Origin of the sequence: Treponema socranskii subsp. socranskii VPI DR56BR1116 = ATCC 35536 (assembly GCF_000468115.1) — a bacterium.
Lineage (GTDB): Bacteria > Spirochaetota > Spirochaetia > Treponematales > Treponemataceae > Treponema_D > Treponema_D socranskii.
In genome coordinates this window covers 55,790-70,867 of sequence record NZ_AVQI01000033.1, presented here as the reverse complement: position 1 = coordinate 70,867, position 15,078 = coordinate 55,790, and the positions used below count along the sequence as shown (strand labels likewise).

Genomic DNA, 15,078 nt, shown 5'->3' with positions numbered 1-15,078 from the left:
GGCCGGCAAAAAGGTTTCGTCCCGATAAAAAACAAAGAGCCGAAGGGGCACAGTAAAGCCTTGCTGCGGGAAAACTTAAAATACGGGAAAAACCGCCTGTGAAAAATATTTTCTGCGCGTTTTATAAAGCGGTGCTATACTGGTAATGTTATGGCAAAAAAGTTGAAAAAAGACCGTGAAGAAAAAGTAAAAGTTTTTCGTATTCTCAAAATCGACGAAATCATCCGTTGCGGGAAATTTCCGAATGCATCGTATCTGTGTAAAAAGTTTGAAGTGTCGCGCAGTACGATTATGCGCGATATCGATTTTTTGCGCGACCGGTACAACGCTCCGCTTGAATACGATGAGGCAAAGCGCGGTTATTATTATACCGATCCGACGTTTTTTATAAAGAGCGTCATGCTTTCCGAAGGCGATCTGTTTGCGGTGTCGGCGGTTATTCCGCTCTTGGAGCAATATCGAAATACGCCGCTCGAATCGTCCATGAAAAATATTTTCGATACGATTATAAACCTTATGCCCGAAGAAGTTTCCGTCGATTCGTTTTTTTTGTCGGGCGATTTAAGCTTTATAAGCGATCCGCTGCCGCGGATAGACAACGGCGTTTTTTATGCGGTTTTCGAAGGCCTGAAAATGCAGCGTACGCTCGCATTCGAATACAAATCGCTCGGAGATAAAACCTACCGTGTGCGGCTCGCCCAGCCCTATCACGTGATTTGCCAAAAAGGGAACTGGTATATGCTCGCTTATTGTTTGAAACACAAAAAGTGCAGGATATTCGCTTTTTCGCGGATGAAAAATCCGAAAACGACGGAAGAGCGTTTTGACCGCCCGAAAGATTTTAATCCGAAAAAATATTTCGACAGCGAATTCGGCGTTTGGAATACCGCCGGCGCTCCGGTAAAGATAGAGCTTTTGTTCGATGAAAAGATAAATACGTATATTTTGGAGCGCAGCTGGCACCCGACGCAGCGCCTTCGGCACAACAAGGACGGCAGCGTATATCTTTCATTTAAAACGAATCAGCTGCCGGAAGCGCTTCATTGGGTTATGAGCTTCGGGAGCGCAGTTACCGTGCTCAATCCGCCTGAGCTTGTCAAAGCGGTAAAAGCGGAAGTTCGAAAGATGGGTAAATTGTATTGACGAAACGGAGCAAGTGCGTAAACGCGCCGCCCGCGATTTTTTAGTTTTTTACCGGTTTTGATCAAATCAAAAAAAAATAATAAAACGGCTCACCTGTATCACTTGTTGACACACCCCCTGTTGTATACTTTCTTCGTAAAGCTCTTACAGCGCTGTTACGGCAATGATCGTGCCGCAGCGATTCGGCACGTTTATCGAACTGTGCGCAAGGAGGTTTGTATGACGGAACAACAGATGAAAAATCGAAAGATGCTTCAGGACGGAGCGGCGCTTACGGCGCTTGAATGCCTGGATGAGTCGGGCGGAGATATGGACTATGCTTGGGAAAGTATTCAAGGTTATTGTCTTACCTCTGCGGAAAACACTCATATCATTCACGAAGCAAAAAGAGCGTATAAACAGGTGCTTAGAATGCGGGAAGAGGAAGAACGGCTCAGAAGAGAAGCCGAAGCAGCTTCATGGGGAGGACTCATCGGTGAGTTGATTACTTTGGGCAGTGTTATTCTATTTTTTTCATGGGTTTGGCGAGCATGTACTTCTTTTTGAAAAGGCTGCGTATCATTGCCAACGGCAGGCGGAATCGAGTATTCATAGGGATGATAATCAAAGATGAGAGGTTTGTATGACGGAACTGAAAAATCGAAACGAGGCGGATGTCATCGTTCGGGCGGCGGGAAGGACGGATTCTCTTTATTGGGGCTTTAATCGGACACGGGCGGGGCAGCTTGATTTTTACGGAAAGCTTGAAGACATAACGGACGGAGTGCTTGCCGCAAGACAGACGCTCGACGGAAGTCCATATTTTTCGAGCGCATGGTATACGTATGCGGACGAAGCGCTTTGCAGGGATATCCGCGTGTATCTTGCAAACGATTTTGAAATCGCGGATGCCGATACGTTTGCATTTTTGACCCACGTCGGCGCGCTTTTGCTTGCGGTCGAAAGCGGCGATTCTTTGCTTGTCGCGGAACTGCTTGCACGCCGGACGGCTTTGTTTATGAAGTTTCCGCAGCTTACGCTCTTTATCGTAAAACCGGTTGCGGCGGAAGCGCTTTTTGCGTGGCTATACGGGCGCACGCACAGCGATACGGCCGCCTTTACCGCGCTGTACAAAACGAATGCGCTGCTTGGTGCGGGCAAAACGGATACGGGGTTTTTGCTGTATTGCGCGGCAAAAGATGTTTTAAAACCTGATACCGCAAATGAAACGCCCGAGCAGATGTTTATACGGTATTTTAAAAAGCGCAATGCGGTGTTTACGATCGGCATTGTCGGGACGAACTTTTACGGTTGGAACGACGGATCCGATTTTCTCGGCGATACACTTTCCGAAAAAATCGGCGACGATATTTTAGCCGGCACGCAAAAAGTACGCGACGCAAAGAAAAAGCTCTATGCTTCGCTCCGTGTGAGCGTTCAAGCCGAACCCTATAATCCGCACGATGCCAATGCGATTTCCGTTTCGGCGGAAGACGTTTGCGCGAAAGTCTTGGGTAATGCGGGTTTGCAGCGTGCCGGGTACATCCGTGCGACCGGAGCTGCGATCCTTCGCGCCGCCAAACCGAATACATTCCGTTTTAACGCACGCCTTGCACGTATCGGCGATATGCAAAACGGCCGCGGCGGTATCGTCGTGCGGGTGGAAGTGTAAAGAGAGGGGATGGAAAAAACGGAGGACAGGTAAAATCTGCCGCACATTCGTGTCGCGAATACTTTTAAATAAGGGAGACGGTTGCATGATAAATATGTTTTTCTTGCGTTTATACGAGAACGTATTATACTGGTGTTGTCTATGAAATTTTTATAAATATGTGAGAAGGTTTTCATGAGTTATACCGAGATCATTGCACACATTACTGAAGACGGAAAAGTCCAAACATTATCGGAACATGCAAAGGCTGTTGCCGAATTGGCCTCAGGTTTTGCAGCGGAATTTAATAATGCCGATTGGGCGGCTGCGGCGGCTATGAGGCATGATTTAGGAAAAGCCGATCCTTCGTGGCAAAACTATATACGCGGAAAGGGACCAAGAACGGTGAACCATGCTGAGGCGGGTGCGCAGTATGCGTATTGCAACATGCAAACGAGAAAGCCGTTTGAAAAAGTTATTTCGTATTTAATTGCAGGTCACCATGCAGGCTTGCCTGATTGGCATGAGGGATCGGGTAAAAGCTTAAAATCAATTCTTAAGGAATTTATGAATGATGCAGATGACTGATATTATAATGATACCGGAATTAAAAGATATACGTAACGTTCCACTGCCTGCATCGATACCATTCGGATTTAATAAACTGACTTCTAATCGATTTGAGCATTATCATTTATGGGTGCGGATGCTTTATTCGTGCCTTGTGGATGCGGATTTTCTCGATACCGAACGATTTATGAATCCGGAGCAATTTGAACTTCGCGGCAATTATGCGAGCTTGGCTGAATTAAAAAATAGATTTGATGCATATATAAGTGAAAAAACTGCATATGCAAAGCCTTCAAAAATAAATGAAGTCCGCGCGGCAATTTTAAAATCTTGCAGAGAAAAAGCACATCTTAAAAGTGGTTTTTTTTCGCTGAATGTTCCTACCGGAGGAGGAAAAACCCTTTCCGCTATGGCGTTTGCTCTGGAACATGCACTTGCGCATACTAAAAAAAGAATTATCACGGCCATTCCGTATACCAGTATCATCGAGCAGGCGGCAAAAGTTTATAAGTATGGTACCGATGTTGATGCGCTTATTGAAGAATATAAAAAGCAAGATAAATATCTTTTCGGTGAAGAAAATGTGCTTGAACATCATTCAAATTTTGATTTCGATAAAGATGAAGAAAAAAACAATACAAATAGTCCGTTGCGAAGACAAAAACTTGCGGCCGAAAATTGGGATGCGCCGATTGTCGTAACGACAGATGTGCAATTATTTGAATCGTTATTTAATGCTCACAGTGCCCCGTGTCGAAAGCTTCACAATATTGTTAATTCAATTATTATACTGGACGAAGTGCAAATGCTTCCGCCGGAATATTTAAAATCGATACTTTCCGTTTTACGCGGTTTGACAGCATGTTTTGGTGTGACGGTTGTGCTTTGTACTGCAACGCAGCCTGCTCTTGAAGGCAGAATAGGTTTGGATACGGCAGCATTTGAAGGAATCCCCTGCGATGCGATAACGCCGATTATCGATAACCCCGAAGAATTGGCAAAAGAATTAAAACGGGTAAAGATCAATACCGATTACGTACGCGAAAAAATACCCGATTGGCAAGGCGTTGCCGACAAGTTATGCTCTTTTGAACGGGTGCTTTGTATTGTGTCGACCAGAAAAGATTGCCGGGCACTGTATACTCTTATGCCCGAAGGAACAATTCATCTCTCGGCGCTTATGTGCGCGGAAGAACGCTCCGAAATTATTTCGGATATAAAAAATAAATTGCGAAACGGTGGAACCGTTCGCGTGGTCAGCACTCAGCTTGTGGAATGCGGCGTCGATATGGATTTTCCCGTAGTATTTAAAGCTTTGTCGGGGATGGATTCTATCGCGCAGGCTGCCGGAAGGTGCAACCGTGAAGGAAGTATAAAAGATTTAGGGGTTGTCTATGTATTTTCTCCGCCGTCACGTATTCCTCCGGGATTACTTAGGAAGGGGACTGATGCAACAAAATCACTTTTTGAAAAATACGATTATGACATTGAATTTTCCCCGGAAATTTTTAGAGAATATTTTACGAAATATTTTAGTTTGATAGAAGATTTCGATAAACCCTGTTTTGAAACGATGATGGAAATAAAAAGTAATGAAGAAGCGGGAAAGGAACAGGTAGACGGTATATTTCAATTTAGAACGCTGTCGGATAACTATCATTTGATAGACAACAGTTATCAACTCTCGGTTATTATACGTTATAAATCACCGAAAACAGGGAAAGATAATTCGGTATTGATAAATAAACTTATCGCCGCCGGACCCGATAGGAAGTTACTGCGGGCCTTAGGCAGGTATTCGGTAAATTTGCCGCTGAAGGAAATATCGGAATTGGTAAAAAAGGGAAGGTTGATACGGCCCTTTGATGATGCGGATATTTATATTCAAGCTCCGAATGATGAATGTCTATATCAACCGGGGCTTGGACTTGTTGCCGATTCGCTTGAATCGTTTGGTACCTATATATTCTAAATAAAAAGGAGAACGGAATGCAGGAATATTTTGATAAAACATTTTGCCTTGAAGTGTGGGGTGATTATGCGTGCTTTACCCGGCCGGAGATGAAGGTCGAGCGTGTAAGCTACGACGTTATAACTCCTTCCGCTGCACGAGCCGTATTTGAAGCCATTTTTTGGAAACCTGCTTTTTATTGGAAAATAAAAAAGATTGAAGTATTGAATAAAATAAAATGGATAAATCTGCGGAGAAACGAAGTCGGCGCCGTTGCAAGCGATAAAAGCGGCGGTATCTACATAGATGAATTGGATAGTCAAGGAAAATTAAAATATCGGCAGCAGCGTGCGGGTCTTTTTTTAAAAGATGTAAAGTATCGTATATATGCGGACTTGGTTTTTATTCCGCCTAAAAAGAGAAAAGAGATTGATAACCCTCTCCCCGAATATCTTGTAGACGCTGATGAAAAAGAGCAGCTTCTTTCACGTGCGCTGACGGAGGAGCATGCTCACGAAAACCCTGCAAAATACAACGCAATGTTTGAACGGCGTGCAAAAAAAGGACAATGTTTTTTTCAGCCGTATTTGGGCTGCAGGGAATTTTCCTGCTTTTTCAAATTGATCGACTTTGAGCACGATACGGCAACGCCGATAGATGAAACGAGAGATTTAGGCTTTATGCTGTACGATATGGATTATTCCGATTGCGAAAATATCAAGCCTGCTTTTTTTCGTGCAAAGCTTGAACACGGAACCGTTATCGTTCCCGATTGGAACAGTGAGGAGGTGCGCAAATGATTTTACAGGCACTATACGAATATGCACAGCGCAAAGGAGATTCGCTTCCCGAAGACGGTTTTGAAAATATCGAAATAAAGTATTTGATTGAAATTCGGGGAGACGGTTCTTTTGTCAATTTGGTTTCGCTGATAAAAGATAAAAAGGGAAAGACCTATTTACTCCCTCAAAGAGTTGGTCGTTCGGGAAAGAACTCGTGGCAGTCGCCGTTTCTTTTGTGGGATAACATCGGCTTTGTGTTGCGGGAACCGAAAGAAATAAAAGATAATGAGAAAAAACAAAAAGAAGCCAATACATATGCAGAAAACCAAAACAATGCGTTTATTAAAAATATAGAATCGCTGCCCGAAGAGGTAAAAAAGGACATAGGCGTCGCTGCCGTACTAAAATTCTACACTTCAAATAAAGCGAACGGTTTTGATAAAGTTCGCTCGTCGGAATATTGGGAAGAATGCAAAAAATCTAACGGAAATTTTTCTTTTATTTTGAATGCGGAAACGGACTTGGTAGCGCAGGCTCCTGCAGTTAAGGAGTACCAGCGAAATCGCATGCTGCCAAATGAAAACACGGAAGTCTCGGAAAAAGAGCAAGAAAATACTTCCGGAATATGTTTGCTAACGGGAGAAAAAGGGCCTATTGCGCGGCTCCATACGGCCACTCCCATTTTAGGTGCAAAAAGTAACGCAAAATTTGTAGGTTTCCAAAAAACCAGCGGGTATGATTCTTATGGAAAAGAACAGGCATATAACGCGCCTGTTTCTCAAAAGGCGGCAGCTGCTTATACCAAAGCTTTAAATTATCTTATAAAATCGGATGAAAATCATTTTACCCTTGGTAAGGATACGGTTATATTTTGGGCGGAAAAAGAGGACAAAGAGTACAATTTTGAAAGTATATTTTCCGTTTACTTTTCAGCGGGGGCTAAACCCGACAATCCCGACAAATGCGTAAAGGAAGTTAAGAATTTATTTGCGGCGATTTATACCGGAAAAGTCGAACGTATCGATTCGAATTTTTATGTTCTTTGCCTTTCTCCGAACGCGGCTCGTATCTCCGTTCGTTTTTGGGAAACGGGTAAAGTAAAAGATTTTGCCGAGCGTATTCGACAACACTTTGTCGATTTTGATATAATCCGTGCGCCTGATGCTTCTGAATATTTGAATTTATATCAAATACTTTCTGCAACAGCTTTGAAACATAAAATGGATAACGTTGCGCCGAATCTTATCGGTTCGTTTGTACAGTCGATTTTAAAAGGTACACCGTATCCCGTTTCTTTACTGCAGCAGTGTATTCGGCGGATTAGAGCGGAACATAAAGATCCGAAGCAGTCAAAGGTAACCCGTGAACGGGCTGCAATACTAAAAGCGTATATCAATCGATATAATAGATTTCATGGTATAAATGAGGAGGTTACTGTGGCTTTGGACAGAAATTGTAAAAACAAGGGCTATCTTGTCGGACGACTTTTCGCAGTCCTTGAAAAGGTTCAGCAGGATACGCATCGGGGGGTGAATGCGACGATTACCGATCGTTACTACGGCGCGGCATCAACAAATCCGGTTACGGTTTTTCCACAATTGCTTAAATTGAATCAACATCATTTAAGTAATTACGGGAAGGAAAAGCAAGGTTTGAAAACCGTCAGAGAAAAAGAACTCGGCGAGATTATAAATGCTCTGGATGCTTTTCCGGCACATCTTACTTTGGAAGAACAAGCTCGGTTTGCAATAGGATATTATCACGAAAAACAAAGTTTTTTTGAAAAAAATAATAAATCAGAAGGAGAAACTCATGAGTAAGCTTGAAAAACGCTATGATTTTGTATTGTATTTCGATGTGAAAGACGGGAACCCTAACGGTGATCCCGATGCGGGAAATCTTCCTCGTATCGATGCGGAAACGGGGAACGGCATTGTTACGGACGTGTGTTTAAAACGTAAAGTAAGAAATTATGTTCAAACGGTAAAAGTCGGCGAAGCAGGCTATGATATTTTTGTAAAAGAAAAAGCCGTTCTCAACGATGCAATCAATAAGATTCATGAAGAACTGGGAATCGATGTAACCAAGAACAAGGATAAAAAGGCAAAAGGTGATGATATAAAAAAAGGGCGAGACGGTATGTGCAAAAAGTTTTTCGATATACGAACATTCGGTGCCGTTTTAACCACTGGAGCGAATGCGGGACAGGTACGAGGGCCGGTACAGCTTACGTTTGCGCGATCCGTAGAACCTATTGTATCGTTCGAATACACTATAACGAGAATGGCCGTGACGACAGCGGAAGAAGCAGAAGAGCAAGGCGGTGATAATAGAACCATGGGACGCAAGTATACCGTTCCCTACGGATTATACCGAGCCTACGGTTTTGTTTCGCCTCAGTTTGCTTCAACTACAGGATTTTCACAAGAAGATTTGGAACTTTTGTGGCAGGCGCTTGAAAGGATGTTTGAATACGATCGTTCTGCCGCGCGCGGACTTATGACAACAAGACGGCTTATTATTTTTGAACACGCATCTGCACTCGGTTCAAAACCTGCCGATGAGTTGTTCAATCGGATAAAAGCGGAACATACGGGAAATACTCCCGCACGCGATTTCAGCGATTACACGATTACGCTTGATGGCAAACCTTTAAGCGAAGTTGTTACCAAAATAGCACTCTAATGTACCCTGAATCCGACTACCTGCTGCTCAGCGGGCTTCAGCATTTACGCTTTTGTCCGCGGCAGTGCGCGCTTATACATATTGAACAGCAATGGAGCGAAAACTTTTTTACGGCGGCAGGCCGGGTTCAGCACGAAAAAGTTCATGGCGCTACGGCGGAGTCGCGTAAAGCCGTAAAGACGGAGCGCAATTTAAAAATCGCGTCAGCTCTTCTCGGCGTTACTGGCTGTACCGATGCTGTGGAATTTTATTCCGACGGAAAAATCATTCCGATAGAATACAAGCACGGAAAACCGAAAGAAAACACTTGTGACGAAGTTCAGCTGTGCGCTCAAGTTATCTGCCTTGAAGAAATGCTCTGCCGGACGATAGATGAAGGAGCGCTATTTTATTTTAAAATTCGCCGGCGCATTCCCGTTCCCATCACCGATGAGCTCAGAAAAGAAACGATCGAGCTTGCCGAGCGCTTTCATCGCTTCGTTGCGGACGGAAAAACGCCTGCGGCCGTCTATTCAAAAAAATGCGAAAGCTGTTCGTTTATCGACGAGTGCTTTCCCGAATCCGCCGGCAAAAACAAATCGGCAGTCAATTATATCAGGGGCAGATTGCGACAGACTGTTTCCGCGCTCGACGAATAATATACGGAGGATGTATGCAGCGCTTTCTTAACACGCTTTATATTACCACGCAAAAAACATATCTGCATAAAAAGGGGGAAGCGGTGGAAGTCGTTGCCGACCGCAAGGTGCTTGCGCTGATTCCTTTTATAACGCTCGACAGTATTATTTGTTTCGGGAATATTTTCGTCAGTCCGTTTTTGTTGGGCGCTGCGCCGAAGTATAATATTACGATAAGTTTTTTAACGGAAACGGGAAAATTCCTTGCACGCGTGCAGGGGCCTGTTGCGGGAAATGTTTTGCTTCGAAAGGAACAGTACAGAATTTCCGACGATAAAGAAAAGTCCGCTGCGCTTGCAAAATATTTTATTATCGGAAAATTGGCCAATCAAAAAACCGTGCTGCAGCGCTCGCTGCGCGATCACGGTGAAAAAATCGATGCCAAGAGAGTTCAAGATGCCGTTGCGCTTTTGGGTTCGAATATCGATAAGGCGGAAAAAGAATGCGACTTGGATGTCTTGCGGGGAATTGAAGGCGATGCGTCGAAAGCATATTTTTCAGTCTTCGATGAATTGATTATTTCTCAAAAAGACGGATTCAAATTTGAAGGACGTAACCGGCGTCCTCCGCTCGACGCGGTAAATGCAATGCTTTCGTATGTGTACACGCTTTTGTATCACGATATGATAAGCGCTCTGGAATGTGTCGGTCTCGATCCTGCCGTCGGCTTTATGCACCGCGACAGACCCGGTCGTTTAAGTCTTGCCCTTGATCTTGCCGAAGAGTTCCGTTCTTTTTTTGCCGACCGATTGGTTCTTTCGCTTATCAACCGAAATGAAGTTATCCCCGAACAATTTGAAAAAACCGCAAGCGGCGCCGTCAGCATGGATGAAGCGGCTCGCAAAACAGTAATTACCGCGTATCAAAAAAAGAAAGAAACCGTTTTGCAGCATCCATATGTAGAGAAGAGAATGCATCTCGCAATTTTGTTCCATACCCAAGCGCGGCTTTTGGCCCGGCACATACGCGGCGATATTGACGGCTATCCGGTATACCTTTGGAAATAAAAGAGGGGGCGCGCGATGATGATGCTGGTAAGTTATGATGTGGCAAAAGATGAAAAAGGGGAAAAGCGCCTTCGGCATGTGGCGAAGATTCTTGAAAATTACGGACAGCGCGTTCAATATTCCGTCTTTGAATGCTTAGTCGACCCCGCGCAATGGGTTGCGCTGAAAAGTAAATTGCTCAATGAAATAAATCCGAATTACGACAGTATTCGTTTTTACGCGCTCGGTGCAAATTGGGAGCGTAAGGTCGAACACGTAGGGCAAAAGAAACCGATCAATCCGCAAGGCGTTTTGATTTTATAATCGGATTTCTGGCTTTCCGGCCGCGAACGGGAAGCACACATTGGTTATTCATTCCGCTTGAATTTTATAACCCGTTATATTATAGTGAATTAGATATTGACACTGTAGTTTCGGAATGAAGTTCGCGGAAATTATAGTGTAAATATCGATATTACAAAAGAATAACTGCTATACTGTCGCTCCCTTACGGGAGCGTGAATTGAAACGATTAAAACTCGGACGAACAGCAAAATAACGAGGTCGCTCCCTTACGGGAGCGTGAATTGAAACCGCAGGTTGTACCTTTGTACAGTCGTAAACGGTTGGTCGCTCCCTTACGGGAGCGTGAATTGAAACCAAATCGTTATTAAAGCGTTTGTCAAACGCTTGGTCGCTCCCTTACGGGAGCGTGAATTGAAACATCAAAAGCACCAACATTAAAATTACCGTTAAGTCGCTCCCTTACGGGAGCGTGAATTGAAACTTTTGTGACTGGTGGTCGTTCTGGTTCGGATAGTGTCGCTCCCTTACGGGAGCGTGAATTGAAACAACGTGCCGCAATAACTTACTGCCTTGTGTTGGCGTCGCTCCCTTACGGGAGCGTGAATTGAAACCACCCAAGTACACCTGTTGCACCTCTCCACGTGTCGCTCCCTTACGGGAGCGTGAATTGAAACTCCATACGTTAAAATAATAATTGCCCTCGTCTGGTCGCTCCCTTACGGGAGCGTGAATTGAAACCACCGCAGTCGTGCAACGTTATGCGCGTTACAGTCGCTCCCTTACGGGAGCGTGAATTGAAACAGACACCATATAATCATACGCATTGTCACTCATGTCGCTCCCTTACGGGAGCGTGAATTGAAACTGGACGATGGGACGCCGTGTATACGGCTATCGGGTCGCTCCCTTACGGGAGCGTGAATTGAAACCGCGCAATGCAAAAATCAGTTGAGAAGCATTGCGTCGCTCCCTTACGGGAGCGTGAATTGAAACGTCAAGCATCCACTTTACCTCTAGTAGTAAAAGTCGCTCCCTTACGGGAGCGTGAATTGAAACACCGAATGCACGGACACGTACATCATTGAGCACAAGTCGCTCCCTTACGGGAGCGTGAATTGAAACATGTTAGATCACGTATAGTAGATACGCAAAGGAGGTCGCTCCCTTACGGGAGCGTGAATTGAAACAAGTCCGCGCGCGCATACGCGCTCAATCATTTTAGTCGCTCCCTTACGGGAGCGTGAATTGAAACTCCCCCAACCGAGCAAAAATAATACGAACTTTGGTCGCTCCCTTACGGGAGCGTGAATTGAAACTGGCGGGAAAGCTATGTACTACTGCGGAACACGTCGCTCCCTTACGGGAGCGTGAATTGAAACTGTACAGATAATTATCTGGATTAAGTAATAACGTCGCTCCCTTACGGGAGCGTGAATTGAAACCATACCTTTGCTCCTTATACATATATAATATAGCGTCGCTCCCTTACGGGAGCGTGAATTGAAACGATATGCACATTACCTATTGACATATCGACATCAAGTCGCTCCCTTACGGGAGCGTGAATTGAAACATTACTTTTTGGTATCGATTTAATATGGGGTTTAGGGTCGCTCCCTTACGGGAGCGTGAATTGAAACATAAACGCAGTGGATAAAAAGCAACGCGTGCGAGTCGCTCCCTTACGGGAGCGTGAATTGAAACTTATACGGGTAATTATCTGGATTAAGTAATAAGTCGCTCCCTTACGGGAGCGTGAATTGAAACAAGCTGCATGATTTTTTGAACCAGTGCATGAACGTCGCTCCCTTACGGGAGCGTGAATTGAAACCGTATGCAAAAATATGTGTCAGCAATGGCAGGCGTCGCTCCCTTACGGGAGCGTGAATTGAAACACCGAACCCTGTATTTACAGCAACATCGAACTCAGGTCGCTCCCTTACGGGAGCGTGAATTGAAACTAATTTTTTCATTTTTTGCCTCCCTTGCGCATGTCGCTCCCTTACGGGAGCGTGAATTGAAACCGAAGTCCAACCACTTTTTGCCTACTCTTATACGTCGCTCCCTTACGGGAGCGTGAATTGAAACAGGCGATATTGAGCAAGATGCTATGAGGGAAGTAGTCGCTCCCTTACGGGAGCGTGAATTGAAACTAACATGTTGTATGCTATGATTAACGTTGCAAAGTCGCTCCCTTACGGGAGCGTGAATTGAAACACCGTCCCCCCGTTATATTCTGTACTGTTCCTGGTCGCTCCCTTACGGGAGCGTGAATTGAAACTCGCATAAATGTGCGAGACATCATAATCTCGAAGTCGCTCCCTTACGGGAGCGTGAATTGAAACTTGCAAGGAGACGCAATTATTACATGGTACATAAGTCGCTCCCTTACGGGAGCGTGAATTGAAACTCATTTTTTGCCCCCTTTGCGCATTTCGGCGCGAGTCGCTCCCTTACGGGAGCGTGAATTGAAACTTTTGTCATAATAATTTTACTCCATTACCCGCTCGTCGCTCCCTTACGGGAGCGTGAATTGAAACCTCGTCCTCGTCATTTTTGACAATAGCAAGGTAGTCGCTCCCTTACGGGAGCGTGAATTGAAACTTACCGCGTATACCGTAAACCCTGTTCTTACGAGGTCGCTCCCTTACGGGAGCGTGAATTGAAACTGACAACCTAATCCACGATACTAGCGATACGTGTCGCTCCCTTACGGGAGCGTGAATTGAAACACGAAAAAGCATAAAGACGCCCGCTCTATGCGAGTCGCTCCCTTACGGGAGCGTGAATTGAAACAATGCACAATTTACCGATCACCATGTCCACATCGAGTCGCTCCCTTACGGGAGCGTGAATTGAAACACAGTGAGCATGGTACCGTTGCGCCATGCACTAAGTCGCTCCCTTACGGGAGCGTGAATTGAAACTTTTTATCGACATCGAGCAACTCGGTTTCGTCTGGTCGCTCCCTTACGGGAGCGTGAATTGAAACATTTAGCAAATGGATACAAAAAGACAGATTGCCCGGTCGCTCCCTTACGGGAGCGTGAATTGAAACGTACACGGCAACACGGGCAAAATCCATCACGATGTCGCTCCCTCACGGGAGCGTGAATTGAAACCCTGCCCTGAAAAATAGAGCGGAGCAGTAAGCGTCGCTCCCTCACGGGAGCGTGAATTGAAACGGATGAATTCGGCGGTATGCCGTATACGAACGAGTCGCTCCCTCACGGGAGCGTGAATTAAAACTCCTTGTTCGAGAAAAACGTTTTTACAGGAGTTTTCCGAAACACCGGACGCGACGTTTACATTTGACTGCGCATTTTTTTATTCGACAGCATGAGCCCACAGATCGTCAGCACGACACCCGCTATGCCGGGTGCGGTGATCCGTTCACCGAGTGCAAAATACGCGAATACAATCGTCACGACGGGAATTAAATAAATGCCGACGGTTGCACGGACGGAACCGAGCTTATCGCATGCGGTGTTCCACGCAGCAAAACAGAGCGCGGACGCGGCGACGCCGAGAAAGAGCAGATTTATCCAGTTGAGCGGTTTTGCAAAACGGGACATATTGACAGCCGCATCGAACGTTACAAAAAAATTGTTATTGTCTTTTGCAAGCGGTGACAGAGCACCGAAAAGTACGAGCGGTACCATGCAAACGATCGCGTAAAAGAATATATGTCGTACGACTGCCAATTTATTGCAGCGCAACGCGTTGATTTTCGTGACAAAGAGCGTATAGAATCCCCATGAAACTGCGGAGCCGAGCGCAAGCAAGTCGCCTTTCGGCTTGAGATGAAATTCCGCCGCTCCGTTAAAGCTTACGAGTGCGACACCTGAAATCGCAATGACAAAACCGGCGATAAAAAAAGGCGTGACGTGTTTTTCGTGCAGAAAAATCTGTGCGACGATTGCAGCGAAGATCGGACAGATCGAAACGATAACGCTTATGTTCGACGCCGACGAAAACATGATCGCGATGTTTTCGAGAAATTGATATACCGCAACGCCGCTTAAGCCTGCCGCGACGAAAAGCCATTCGTCTTTTTTGCACGCAAGTCGAAGCGGATGCGGGCACAAAATCCACAGCATGACATAGGCGAATAAAAATCGGATGACGAGAATTTCCAGCGCGGAAAAATCTTGTAAAAGCGATTTCGTACAAACAAAGGTGATACCCCACACAAAGATCGAAAAAGCGGCAAAGAAAAAACCGGTGAGCGATTTTTGCGGTTGTCGATTTTTAAACATGACGAAAGTATAGCACATTCGCTTGATAAAAAACAGCGTATTCGATACGATAATACCGTGCACGAGCACGGTATTATCCCTTAATCAGG

12 protein-coding genes and 1 CRISPR repeat array are annotated in these 15,078 nt (G+C 45.2%); of the genes, 11 read left to right on the top strand and 1 reads right to left on the bottom strand.

What is annotated here, in order from left to right; all coding sequences use genetic code 11:
• Nucleotides 1-150 precede the first annotated feature (150 nt).
• The 11 genes from HMPREF0860_RS05485 (at nucleotide 151) to cas2 (ending at nucleotide 10,748) form a co-directional block, all read left to right on the top strand.
• A complete protein-coding gene (locus HMPREF0860_RS05485) occupies nucleotides 151-1,143 on the top strand; it encodes a helix-turn-helix transcriptional regulator (protein ID WP_021331297.1) in 993 nt (330 codons plus the stop codon).
• A 219-nt stretch (nucleotides 1,144-1,362) separates the two neighbouring features.
• The gene (locus tag HMPREF0860_RS05480) at nucleotides 1,363-1,689 is read left to right on the top strand and encodes a hypothetical protein (protein ID WP_021331296.1); all 327 of its coding nucleotides are present in this window, start codon (nucleotides 1,363-1,365) and stop codon (nucleotides 1,687-1,689) included.
• A gap of 76 nt (nucleotides 1,690-1,765) precedes the next feature.
• The gene (locus HMPREF0860_RS05475) at nucleotides 1,766-2,794 is read left to right on the top strand and encodes a hypothetical protein (protein ID WP_021331294.1); all 1,029 of its coding nucleotides are present in this window, start codon (nucleotides 1,766-1,768) and stop codon (nucleotides 2,792-2,794) included.
• Between the two features lie 174 nt (nucleotides 2,795-2,968).
• Nucleotides 2,969-3,361 (top strand): CRISPR-associated endonuclease Cas3'', encoded by a 393-nt coding sequence (locus HMPREF0860_RS05470; protein ID WP_021495560.1) that lies wholly within the window; start codon nucleotides 2,969-2,971, stop codon nucleotides 3,359-3,361.
• A complete protein-coding gene (cas3, locus tag HMPREF0860_RS05465) occupies nucleotides 3,345-5,315 on the top strand; it encodes a CRISPR-associated helicase Cas3' (RefSeq protein WP_021331295.1) in 1,971 nt (656 codons plus the stop codon). The genes HMPREF0860_RS05470 and cas3 overlap by 17 nt, the downstream gene beginning before the upstream one ends.
• A gap of 17 nt (nucleotides 5,316-5,332) precedes the next feature.
• Nucleotides 5,333-6,094, top strand: coding sequence for a type I-C CRISPR-associated protein Cas5c (cas5c, locus tag HMPREF0860_RS05460; RefSeq protein WP_021495565.1), 762 nt, complete (start codon nucleotides 5,333-5,335; stop codon nucleotides 6,092-6,094).
• Nucleotides 6,091-7,896, top strand: a complete 1,806-nt coding sequence (gene cas8c / locus HMPREF0860_RS05455) for a type I-C CRISPR-associated protein Cas8c/Csd1 (protein WP_021331146.1) — start codon at nucleotides 6,091-6,093, stop codon at nucleotides 7,894-7,896. Before cas5c ends, cas8c begins: the two co-directional genes overlap by 4 nt.
• Nucleotides 7,889-8,761, top strand: coding sequence for a type I-C CRISPR-associated protein Cas7/Csd2 (gene cas7c, locus HMPREF0860_RS05450; RefSeq protein ID WP_021331147.1), 873 nt, complete (start codon nucleotides 7,889-7,891; stop codon nucleotides 8,759-8,761). Before cas8c ends, cas7c begins: the two co-directional genes overlap by 8 nt.
• Nucleotides 8,761-9,399 carry a CRISPR-associated protein Cas4 gene (gene cas4, locus HMPREF0860_RS05445; RefSeq protein WP_021331164.1) on the top strand — a complete coding sequence of 213 codons (639 nt, stop codon included), beginning with the start codon at nucleotides 8,761-8,763 and terminating at the stop codon, nucleotides 9,397-9,399. The genes cas7c and cas4 overlap by 1 nt, the downstream gene beginning before the upstream one ends.
• A 14-nt stretch (nucleotides 9,400-9,413) precedes the next feature.
• Nucleotides 9,414-10,445, top strand: coding sequence for a type I-C CRISPR-associated endonuclease Cas1c (gene cas1c / locus HMPREF0860_RS05440; RefSeq protein ID WP_021331149.1), 1,032 nt, complete (start codon nucleotides 9,414-9,416; stop codon nucleotides 10,443-10,445).
• 15 nt (nucleotides 10,446-10,460) lie between these two features.
• Nucleotides 10,461-10,748, top strand: a complete 288-nt coding sequence (gene cas2 / locus HMPREF0860_RS05435) for a CRISPR-associated endonuclease Cas2 (protein ID WP_016521200.1) — start codon at nucleotides 10,461-10,463, stop codon at nucleotides 10,746-10,748.
• 175 nt (nucleotides 10,749-10,923) lie between these two features.
• Nucleotides 10,924-13,979: direct repeats of the CRISPR family, unit length 31 nt; unit sequence GTCGCTCCCTTACGGGAGCGTGAATTGAAAC.
• A 56-nt stretch (nucleotides 13,980-14,035) separates the two neighbouring features.
• On the opposite strand, the gene HMPREF0860_RS05430 is transcribed toward cas2, so the two are convergent.
• Nucleotides 14,036-14,989 (bottom strand): DMT family transporter, encoded by a 954-nt coding sequence (locus HMPREF0860_RS05430; RefSeq protein ID WP_038081636.1) that lies wholly within the window; start codon nucleotides 14,987-14,989, stop codon nucleotides 14,036-14,038.
• Nucleotides 14,990-15,078 lie beyond the last annotated feature (89 nt).

What these genes read in the sequence shown, in the direction of transcription:
- HMPREF0860_RS05485 (WP_021331297.1), top strand. Translation starts at nt 151, where the DNA reads ATGGCAAAAAAGTTGAAAAAAGACCGTGAAGAAAAAGTAAAAGTTTTT.
- HMPREF0860_RS05480 (WP_021331296.1), top strand. Translation starts at nt 1,363, where the DNA reads ATGACGGAACAACAGATGAAAAATCGAAAGATGCTTCAGGACGGAGCG.
- HMPREF0860_RS05475 (WP_021331294.1), top strand. Translation starts at nt 1,766, where the DNA reads ATGACGGAACTGAAAAATCGAAACGAGGCGGATGTCATCGTTCGGGCG.
- HMPREF0860_RS05470 (WP_021495560.1), top strand. Translation starts at nt 2,969, where the DNA reads ATGAGTTATACCGAGATCATTGCACACATTACTGAAGACGGAAAAGTC.
- cas3 (WP_021331295.1), top strand. Translation starts at nt 3,345, where the DNA reads ATGATGCAGATGACTGATATTATAATGATACCGGAATTAAAAGATATA.
- cas5c (WP_021495565.1), top strand. Translation starts at nt 5,333, where the DNA reads ATGCAGGAATATTTTGATAAAACATTTTGCCTTGAAGTGTGGGGTGAT.
- cas8c (WP_021331146.1), top strand. Translation starts at nt 6,091, where the DNA reads ATGATTTTACAGGCACTATACGAATATGCACAGCGCAAAGGAGATTCG.
- cas7c (WP_021331147.1), top strand. Translation starts at nt 7,889, where the DNA reads ATGAGTAAGCTTGAAAAACGCTATGATTTTGTATTGTATTTCGATGTG.
- cas4 (WP_021331164.1), top strand. Translation starts at nt 8,761, where the DNA reads ATGTACCCTGAATCCGACTACCTGCTGCTCAGCGGGCTTCAGCATTTA.
- cas1c (WP_021331149.1), top strand. Translation starts at nt 9,414, where the DNA reads ATGCAGCGCTTTCTTAACACGCTTTATATTACCACGCAAAAAACATAT.
- cas2 (WP_016521200.1), top strand. Translation starts at nt 10,461, where the DNA reads ATGATGATGCTGGTAAGTTATGATGTGGCAAAAGATGAAAAAGGGGAA.
- HMPREF0860_RS05430 (WP_038081636.1), bottom strand. Translation starts at nt 14,989, where the DNA reads ATGTTTAAAAATCGACAACCGCAAAAATCGCTCACCGGTTTTTTCTTT.